We start from the raw sequence: 8,438 nt of genomic DNA on the forward strand, positions 1-8,438 counted from the left end.
GAACGGCGCGCCGTCGCGGCGGGCGATGCGCTGCCCCCTTCTCGAAGAAGGCATCGGCGGGGATCAGGCAGCGGTGATGGCGCCAGGGCCCGCGGAAGCTGGGCTTCTCGGCCACGGTTTCGCTGCGGGCGTTGATCGGCCGGTGGGCGGGGCGGCATGGATCGTCGGGATCCTTCACCCAGCTCGGCAGCAACCCCCACATGGCGAAGGCCACCTCGAGGCGTCCCTGCTGCCGGCGCTGGATCAGCAGGGGCTCCCCGGGCCGGATCAGCGGGCGGGGCGCATAGTGCTCCGCCAGGCCGGGCGGCAGGTCTCCCTGCAGCCGCGGCAGCAGCCGGTCAATGGCCGTGGTGAGCGCGAAGCGGCCGCACATGGATCCAGTGTGCCCACGGATGTTCCCAGGCTGCCGCCCGCCCGTTGCGATTCGGTTTCCCACCCCGGCGGCGGATGTGGGCCGGGTCGGCCCCCCCTAGCCTGAACCGAATTGCGGCCCGTGCGCCATGCCCATCCGCCAGGACGACAACCGCCCCACGCGGCGCTTCGGTCTGATCAACCTGCTGCTGATCGGCCTCGGCGTGCTGCTGCTGTTCAGCAGCTTCCTGCCCAACGGAGCGATGCAGGTGCCGCGGGTGCCCTACTCGCTGTTCATCGACCAGGTGAACGACAGCAACGTGCGCCGCGCCTACATCACCTCCGATCAGATCCGCTACGAGCTCAAGGAGCCGCCGGCCGAAGGGGCTCCCACGGTGCTGGCCACCACGCCGATCTTCGACATGGATCTGCCTCAGCGGCTCGAGCAGCACGGCGTCGAATTCGCAGCCGCGCCGCCCCAGAAACCGAGCATCTTCAGCACGATCCTGAGCTGGGTGGTGCCGCCGCTGATCTTCATCCTGGTGCTGCAGTTCTTCGCCCGCCGCAGCGGCATGGGCGGTGGGGCCCAGGGGGCCCTGAGCTTCACCAAGAGCAAGGCCCGGGTCTACGTGCCCGATGAGGAATCGCGCGTCACCTTCGCCGATGTGGCCGGTGTGGACGAGGCCAAGGCCGAGCTCACCGAGATCGTCGACTTCCTCAAGAAGCCGGAGCGCTATGCCGCGATCNGCGCCCGCATCCCCAAGGGGGTGCTGCTGGTGGGTCCGCCCGGCACCGGCAAGACGCTGCTCTCCAAGGCCGTGGCCGGTGAGGCCGGCGTGCCCTTCTTCATCATCTCCGGCTCGGAGTTCGTGGAGCTGTTCGTGGGCGCCGGCGNCGCCCGGGTGCGCGATCTCTTCGAGGAAGCCAAGAAGAAGGCGCCCTGCATCATCTTCATCGACGAACTCGACGCGATCGGCAAGAGCCGCTCCGGCTCGATGGGCGTGGTGGGCGGCAACGACGAACGCGAGCAGACGCTCAACCAGCTGCTCACCGAGATGGACNGCTTCGCCGCCCAGGACAAGCCGGTGATCGTGCTGGCCGCCACCAACCAGCCGGAGACCCTCGACGCCGCCCTGCTGCGGCCCGGCCGCTTCGACCGCCAGGTGCTGGTGGACCGGCCCGACCTCTCCGGCCGCCGCACGATCCTCGAGATCTACGCCAAGAAGGTGAAGCTGGCCGAGGGCGTGGATCTCGACCGCATCGCCCAGGCAACGGCAGGGTTCGCCGGAGCGGACCTGGCCAACCTGGTGAACGAGGCGGCCCTGCTGGCCGCCCGCAACATGCGCACCTCCGTGGAGCAGGGCGACCTCAACGAGGCGATCGAGCGGGTGGTGGCTGGCCTTGAGAAGAAGAGCCGCGTGCTGCAGCCCGATGAGAAGAAGGTGGTGGCCTACCACGAAGTGGGCCACGCGATCGTGGGGCACCTGATGCCCGGCGGCAGCAAGGTGGCGAAGATCTCGATCGTGCCCCGCGGCATGAGCGCCCTGGGCTACACCCTGCAGCTCCCCACCGAGGAGCGGTTCCTCAACTCCAAGGAGGATCTCGAGGGCCAGATCGCCACCCTGCTGGGCGGCCGCAGCGCCGAGGAGGTGGTGTTCGGTGAGGTGACCACCGGCGCCGCCAACGACCTGCAGCGCGCCACCGACATCGCCGAGCAGATGGTGGGCACCTTCGGCATGAGCGAGACGCTCGGGCCGCTCGCCTACGACAAGCAGGGCGGCAGCCGCTTCCTCGGCGGCCCAGCCAACCCCCGGCGGGTGGTGAGCGACGCCACCGCCCAGGCGATCGACAGGGAGGTGCGCGGCCTGGTTGACCGGGCCCACGAGCGGGCGCTCTCGATCCTGCGCCACAACCGCGGCCTGCTCGAGCGCATCTCCCAGGAGATCCTCGAGAAGGAGGTGATCGAGGGCGACGAGCTTAAGGGCCTGCTGGCCGAGAGCGTGATGCCCCAGGAGGCGGTGGCGGTCTGAGCCTGACGCTTGACGCCGGGGCCCCCGATCGCGGATAANGGGTCTTTGGAGATCGGCCGATGGCTGCCATCAGCGGATTCCCCGCCCTGGCGGATCTGCGGGGTCGCGACCTGCTCTCCTCGGCCGACCTCAACGCCGCACAGACCAAGGCCCTCCTCGACCTCGCCGCCGACCTCAAGGCAGGCCGCCAGCGCATCGATCTGCAGGGCAGAACGCTCGGCCTGATCTTCAGCAAGGCCTCCACCCGCACGCGGGTGAGCTTCACGGTGGCGATGGCCCGCCTGGGCGGCCAGACCATCGACCTCAACCCCCAGGTGAGCCAGGTGGGCCGCGGCGAGCCGGTGGCCGACACCGCCCGGGTGCTGAGCCGCTACGTGGATGCCCTGGCGATCCGCACCTTCGCCCAGAGCGAACTCGAGGAGTACGCCCACTGGGCCTCGATCCCGGTGATCAATGCCCTCACCGATCTCGAGCATCCCTGCCAGGCCCTCGCCGACTATCTGACGCTGAAGGAGGCCTTCGGCGACCTGAGCGGCCTCACCCTCAGCTACGTGGGCGACGGCAACAACGTGGCCCACTCGCTGCTGCTCTGCGGCGCCCTGCTGGGGGTGAACGTGCGCATCGGCTGCCCGGAGGGCTACGAGCCCGATGCCGCGGTGCTGGAGCGCGCCCGCGAGCTGGGGGCCGCCAACGGGGCCGCCGTGGAGGTGCTGCATGAGCCGGTGGCGGCTGTGCGCGGCGCCCATGCCCTCTACACCGACGTGTGGGCCTCGATGGGCCAGGAGGAGGAGAAGGCCGCCCGGGAGCGCGACTTCGCCGGCTGGTGCCTGGACGAGACCCTGATCGCCGAGGCCGACAGCCGCGCCATCGTGCTGCACTGCCTGCCCGCCTACCGGGGCCTGGAGATCAGCGCCGGGGCGATCGAGGGTCCCAGCAGCCGGGTGTTTGATCAGGCGGAGAACCGCCTGCACGCCCAGCAGGCCCTGCTGGCCGCGCTGCTCGACACCCCCTGAGGCCGACCGCCTTTACAACCGCTCCGCGAAGCGGTACATCTGTATCAGTGATACAGGCCGGCGTGATCGGGTCCCAGCATCAGTCAGGCGCCGTGCAGGAGGAGCTGACCCCGGCCCAGCGCCAGCTCTACGACTGGCTGGCCGACTACATCGGCACGCATCGCCACAGCCCCTCGATCCGCCAGATGATGGAGGCGATGGGACTGCGCTCGCCGGCGCCGATCCAGAGCCGCCTCAAGCACCTGCAGCAGAAGGGCTGGATCACCTGGCAGGAGGGCCAGGCCCGCACCCTGCAACTGCTCGGAGGCATGGCCAGCGGCATCCCCGTGCTCGGGGCGGTGGCCGCCGGCGGGCTGGTGGAAACCTTCGACGACGTGCAGGAGAGGCTCGACCTCACCCCCCTCCTGGAGACCCGCGGCCTGTTCGCCCTCACCGTGAACGGCGACTCGATGGTGGACGCCCACATCGCCGACGGCGACGTGGTGCTGATGGAGCCGGTGCACGACCCCGCCCTGCTGCGCAACGGCACGATCGTGAGCGCCCTGGTGCCCGGCAGCGGCACCACCCTCAAGGCCTTCCACCGCCAGGGAGGCACCGTGACCCTGGAAGCCGCCAACCCGGCCTACGAACCGATCGTGCTGCCGGCCGACCAGGTGACCGTGCAGGGCCGGCTGGTGGCGGTCTGGCGCCAGGTGTAGCCACCCCCGGCGTTGTAAGCTCAGCAAGCGCCAGGCAAGGCCTTCGGGCCAGGGCGGTCGACCAGCGACCCGCCTGTCCGGCACATCCACGGGGCCATAGCTCAGCTGGTAGAGCACCTGCATGGCATGCAGGGGGTCAGCGGTTCGAGTCCGCTTGGCTCCATCCTCAGTCCCCTTGCGCTGCATGGGGACTTCTACTGAGTGCAGGCTCACCCGGCGCATCGGTCGGGCTCGCCAATGCGCTCCCAGCAGTCCACTGCACCGCTGGTCTGGCTGCGAGAGAGCTCGGACTGCCCAGGCCCAGTGAGCTGGATGCAGGGGGCGTGGCAGGAAAGGTGGCACGCCGATGGAGATGGCTATGGATGGTTGCGTGAAGCCTGGGGTATTCGCGCACACACACCCGCCGATACAGAACACCCAGGCCCACTGGAAGCAGCCGCTTCCCGTGAGGTTGGGCCTACATCAACGAGCACCAGATACGGCAAGGAACAAACACCGACTTCGCTCCTGGCCGAGCTCGCTCAGATCGGCAGGCAACTCGTTGCCCCCCGGGCTATCAGCCCTAACCTGTGCCCAGGTGCCTGATGATCACGGAATAGTCCGTAGAGAATGAAAGGCCGCTCACGTTGCCAGGTTGGGCCATGGCCATTGTTCAAAGCATTCTGCTTGCCATCGGCATGCAGCTCTGGCTTCTGGCAGTGCTGTGGATTTGCCGGAAGCGCCGTTTGAGGCCCATTCCACTCCGCCTTCCCAGCGCAGCCATCACCACCTGGCTGGTCATACAGTTTCTTCCGAAACAATCTCTACCTCCTGGAATTCTTCCCTGGCTGAACACGGTTCTGATTCTTATCAGCAGCTACGCCATACTCAAACTGTCGGTCTGGGTATTTCTGGAACTACCGATCAGCCTTCTGCCGTGGTGGCCACATCCTCCCAAGATTCTGCGAGACCTGGGGATGTTGACCATCGCTGCCGTGATGACCGTATTTGTGCTTCAGAAGCAGACTGCAATCAACGTACTGGGCTTGGTGACAACATCAGCAATCCTGACAGCCGTCATCGGCTTGGCAGCCCAGGAATCACTGAAAGACTTCTTTGCCGGAATCGTTCTGCAAGTTGATTCTCCATTTCAGGAGGGTGACTTTATCATCTTGAACGAGGGGATCGAGGGCTGGGTGGTTTCGCTGACTCTGATGAGCACTCGCCTGCAGCATGTGCATGGCGCACTGATCACAATGCCAAACAGCAGAATGTGGTCAACAGAGATTCGGCGCTTTGGGCCGCGGGGGCCGATTGCCCGTGAGATTCGGCTCAATCTTGACCTCAGCCTCCCGCCAGACCAGGCGACCGACCTGTTGATCCGAGCGGCGCAAAGCCATCCGCTTGTATTATCCAAACCCGAACCAACTGCAATGGTGTATTCATATTCCGATCATGCAATAACCTACGAGCTTGAAGTCTGGCAAGAAGACCCTACTGACAATGGCTTTGACGTCCTCAGGGGGCAGCTTCTTGCTCATATATGGTATGCGCTGAAAAGAGAAGGATACTCGCTTCCTTACCCTGTTCGGGAACTTCGGCCAAGACGGCTACCTGCCGCAATCGATGATCCAGCTGGTTACGATGTGAACGCCAGGGTCGCACTGCTGCGCGACAATGCTCTCTTTGCCCGTCTCAGCACGGAGCAACTCGAGCAGGTGGCTCCCCTGAGCCGCTGCCTGAGCTATGCAGCCGGAGAGATTGTCGTCAACGAAGGCGAGGAAGGCTTAGCTCTGTTTCAGGTGGTCAGTGGGCGTGTCCAGGTCCTGAAGCTCATTGAAGGAGGCATTCAGAAGAAGGTTGCTGAGCTTGGAGTGGGCTCAATCTTCGGCGAAATGAGCGTTTTTACTGACCAGCCCAGAAGCGCAACCGTCCAGACGTTGCAGGAATCCGTGCTATTGGAGGTGGAGCGCGATGATCTGAGGCCAATTCTGGATGGAAACCCCCAACTGGTGGAACAGTTTGCTGAATTGGTCAATGACCGGCGGATGCATCTCACCAGCCTGAGCCGGGATGCGAAAGAAGCCCAAGCCAATCAATTATTACAACAGATGCGCAATATCTTCAACATTCTGGCGGGCGGCGATTCCAGTGAGGATCTGATCATGCGTTCCAAGCCAGGGCTGGCCCAAAGGCCTGAGCTGGGTTAGGGGTGCTGATCGGCGGAATCCTCCTGATGGGCTGGCCCTACCTCAGACCCATGACCCTGGAACCTCTCCGATACAACCGAATCGCACCCGTATCGCCAGCCGATCCGTGGCTTGCGCCGGCTCACCCTTGGCAGAAGCGCTGCTCCGTTGCGGAGGGAAGTGACGCTCTTCCCAGCCCGTCGTCGTTCATGGCTCTTCTCCATGCCACCGATGCGCTGTACAGCTGGGCTACGAAGCTGCTGATGCCACGCCCCGTGGCTGTTCTGATTCCGGGTCGGACCCATCGCTTCGCAGCCGGCGATGGTTGCCGGTCCCCCAGGCGGCAGGGATGACACTCACAATGATCGGCCTGATCCTGCCTCCTGTCGTATTTCCTTTCATCCTGCTGGTGATGTTCTGCGCGATCTTCAGCGGGCTCGTGCAGAGGCTCACCCAGTTCGCCATGGGATGCCGCTGTCCTGCGATGCCGCTGGCCTGGCCCCCCACACGCACGAACAGTCAGAGAGTCTTCCTGGCCTCCTGAACATCAGGCAGCCGAGCCCGCCCAGGCAGCAGCGGACGGATGCGTGCTGCGGGGACGATGGGCACGCCCTACAGGCCCGGGATGACACATCGCACCCACCGGGGCCCGGTGGCCGAAGGACCAGCGCCCAGGGTCCGTGGGTGAGGTGAGTGCTGATCGGAGTGGGCTGCCCGGGCAGGCGATCCGGCTGACGACGACAGGGCTGGCCAGCTCTTCGCCCCCTGCTCGTAAGCATGCGGGAAACCGCCTTGCCTCAAATGCGTCACATTCCGTTACGATTCCATTCATACATCGCAACAACCATGACCCAATCCACCTCCCGCTTCGGGTTCGTCGAATTCGCTGAGACCTGGAACGGCCGTCTGGCCATGCTCGGCTTCGTGATCGGCCTGGCCACCGAGCTGCTCACCGGCCAGGGCATCCTCTCCCAGATCGGTCTGGGCTGATCGCCATGAACACCGACTACACCGCTGCCCTCGCCGGCGTCATGGGCCTTGTCGTTCTGCTCAGCGCCATGGTGGGCTTCCTGCTCACCCGTCCGAGCGACCTCGCTCCCGATAACCGATGACCGCCGCCCTCGCCGTCCTGCTGCTGGGTGCCTGGGTTGCCGGAGCACTGCTGCTTCAGCCCGACCTTGCCGACTGACCCTTCTAGTTGAGCGACAGCTCCAGACAATCCACCTCCCCCGGACGATCCATGACCAACCCCACCGCCAACGACAAGTGGTTCCAGGACCGTGCCGTCGAGCAGATCCACATGGATCAGCTGAAGCGCGTTGAGCTCTTCAACGGGCGCGCCGCCATGCTCGGCATCGTGATCGGCATCCTCACCGAGGCGATCACCGGTTCCGGCATCGCCCATCAGATCGGGCTGGGCGCCCTGGTCGACGGCTACGCCGCCTGCCGCACCCAGTTTCTGCCCTTCTGCTTCTGACTCATGGGCTATCAGGGCTTCAAGCCGCATCACCCCTTCAACCCCCGGGCGAACCCCGGGGGTTTTGCCATGGGCGGCGCAGGCCGGAATCGAGCCGCAACCTTGCTGCTCCGCTCAGGCAGCAGCTCCGGCTCGGCTCAGGGCTGGAGCATCCGGTTCACCTGGTCGGCCTGGCGCTGCTGTTGCGCGTCGATCCCCTCGACCGCCTGCCGGGCGCGATCGATGCTCTCGACTGGGGCAGCCTTGGGGCCGGCCGGGGAGCCGCTCAGCGGGGTCCAGCGGGTCCAGAGCAGCAGCACGCCCACCAGGGCGGCGATCAGGCCAATCAGTGCCATGGCGGATCCGTGGGGAGGCGAGGGCGCCGCGCAGGCGATCCCCCGGACCCTCCACCTTGTGGCGCGGGGCGGCGCATGTCAAACAGGGCCTGAGCAACGCCGGGAGCATGCGGATGCACGAAGGGTCTGCGGGTCCGGAGCCCTGGCGTCCCTGCCCCTGGAGGCCCTGCCGCAGCTGCCGCCCTCGATCTGGCCGTGGTGGGCCATGTGGAGGTGGTGAGCTTCGTGGCGGTGGAGCACCTTCCCCGCCATGTGGAGGTGGTGAGCTTCGTGGCGGTGGAGCACCTTCCCCGCCCCGGCGAGATCGCCAGGGGTGAGGGCCCTGCTGGAGCTGCCCGCCGGAGGTGGCGCGGTGGTGGCGGTGGC

At 66.1% G+C, this 8,438-nt stretch carries 9 protein-coding genes and 1 tRNA gene; 8 read left to right on the forward strand and 2 right to left on the reverse strand.

Annotated elements, in window-relative coordinates; translation table 11 throughout:
* On the reverse strand, positions 1-373 hold a 373-nt coding region (locus SYNGFB01_RS08970), incomplete at its 3' end, for an SOS response-associated peptidase (protein ID WP_048017776.1).
* 127 nt (positions 374-500) lie between these two features.
* Here SYNGFB01_RS08970 and ftsH point away from each other — a divergent pair.
* The 8 genes from ftsH to SYNGFB01_RS09010 all read left to right on the forward strand — a co-directional run bounded on the left by ftsH (position 501) and on the right by SYNGFB01_RS09010 (position 7,737).
* Positions 501-2,381 (forward strand): ATP-dependent zinc metalloprotease FtsH, encoded by a 1,881-nt coding sequence (gene ftsH, locus SYNGFB01_RS08975; protein WP_048017777.1) that lies wholly within the window; start codon positions 501-503, stop codon positions 2,379-2,381.
* Positions 2,382-2,440: 59 nt separating this feature from the next.
* Positions 2,441-3,394: an ornithine carbamoyltransferase gene (argF, locus tag SYNGFB01_RS08980; RefSeq protein ID WP_048017778.1), complete on the forward strand. Its 954-nt coding sequence runs from the start codon at positions 2,441-2,443 to the stop codon at positions 3,392-3,394.
* Between the two features lie 92 nt (positions 3,395-3,486).
* A complete protein-coding gene (gene lexA / locus SYNGFB01_RS08985) occupies positions 3,487-4,092 on the forward strand; it encodes a transcriptional repressor LexA (RefSeq protein ID WP_235300078.1) in 606 nt (201 codons plus the stop codon).
* Between the two features lie 90 nt (positions 4,093-4,182).
* Positions 4,183-4,255 (forward strand) — tRNA-Ala (locus SYNGFB01_RS08990).
* A gap of 478 nt (positions 4,256-4,733) precedes the next feature.
* A complete protein-coding gene (locus SYNGFB01_RS08995; RefSeq protein WP_053068418.1) occupies positions 4,734-6,281 on the forward strand; it encodes a mechanosensitive ion channel family protein in 1,548 nt (515 codons plus the stop codon).
* Between the two features lie 328 nt (positions 6,282-6,609).
* A complete protein-coding gene (locus SYNGFB01_RS09000) occupies positions 6,610-6,804 on the forward strand; it encodes a hypothetical protein (protein ID WP_152669600.1) in 195 nt (64 codons plus the stop codon).
* A gap of 302 nt (positions 6,805-7,106) precedes the next feature.
* The gene (locus SYNGFB01_RS09005; RefSeq protein WP_048017780.1) at positions 7,107-7,250 is read left to right on the forward strand and encodes a chlorophyll a/b-binding protein; all 144 of its coding nucleotides are present in this window, start codon (positions 7,107-7,109) and stop codon (positions 7,248-7,250) included.
* Between the two features lie 250 nt (positions 7,251-7,500).
* Positions 7,501-7,737, forward strand: coding sequence for a chlorophyll a/b-binding protein (locus SYNGFB01_RS09010; protein ID WP_048017781.1), 237 nt, complete (start codon positions 7,501-7,503; stop codon positions 7,735-7,737).
* Between the two features lie 137 nt (positions 7,738-7,874).
* Here the strand turns inward: SYNGFB01_RS09010 and SYNGFB01_RS09015 are convergent, their stop codons facing one another.
* Complete coding sequence (locus SYNGFB01_RS09015; protein ID WP_048017782.1) at positions 7,875-8,072, reverse strand: hypothetical protein; 198 nt, start codon at positions 8,070-8,072, stop codon at positions 7,875-7,877.
* Positions 8,073-8,438 lie beyond the last annotated feature (366 nt).

This window comes from Synechococcus sp. GFB01 (assembly GCF_001039265.1).
Taxonomy (GTDB): Bacteria; Cyanobacteriota; Cyanobacteriia; order PCC-6307; family Cyanobiaceae; genus NIES-981.

Excerpts from the sequence above, each read along its gene's own strand:
- argF (WP_048017778.1), top strand. The coding sequence starts at position 2,441 with ATGGCTGCCATCAGCGGATTCCCCGCCCTGGCGGATCTGCGGGGTCGC.
- SYNGFB01_RS09005 (WP_048017780.1), top strand. The coding sequence starts at position 7,107 with ATGACCCAATCCACCTCCCGCTTCGGGTTCGTCGAATTCGCTGAGACC.
- SYNGFB01_RS08995 (WP_053068418.1), top strand. The coding sequence starts at position 4,734 with ATGGCCATTGTTCAAAGCATTCTGCTTGCCATCGGCATGCAGCTCTGG.
- SYNGFB01_RS09000 (WP_152669600.1), top strand. The coding sequence starts at position 6,610 with ATGACACTCACAATGATCGGCCTGATCCTGCCTCCTGTCGTATTTCCT.
- SYNGFB01_RS09015 (WP_048017782.1), bottom strand. The coding sequence starts at position 8,072 with ATGGCACTGATTGGCCTGATCGCCGCCCTGGTGGGCGTGCTGCTGCTC.
- SYNGFB01_RS09010 (WP_048017781.1), top strand. The coding sequence starts at position 7,501 with ATGACCAACCCCACCGCCAACGACAAGTGGTTCCAGGACCGTGCCGTC.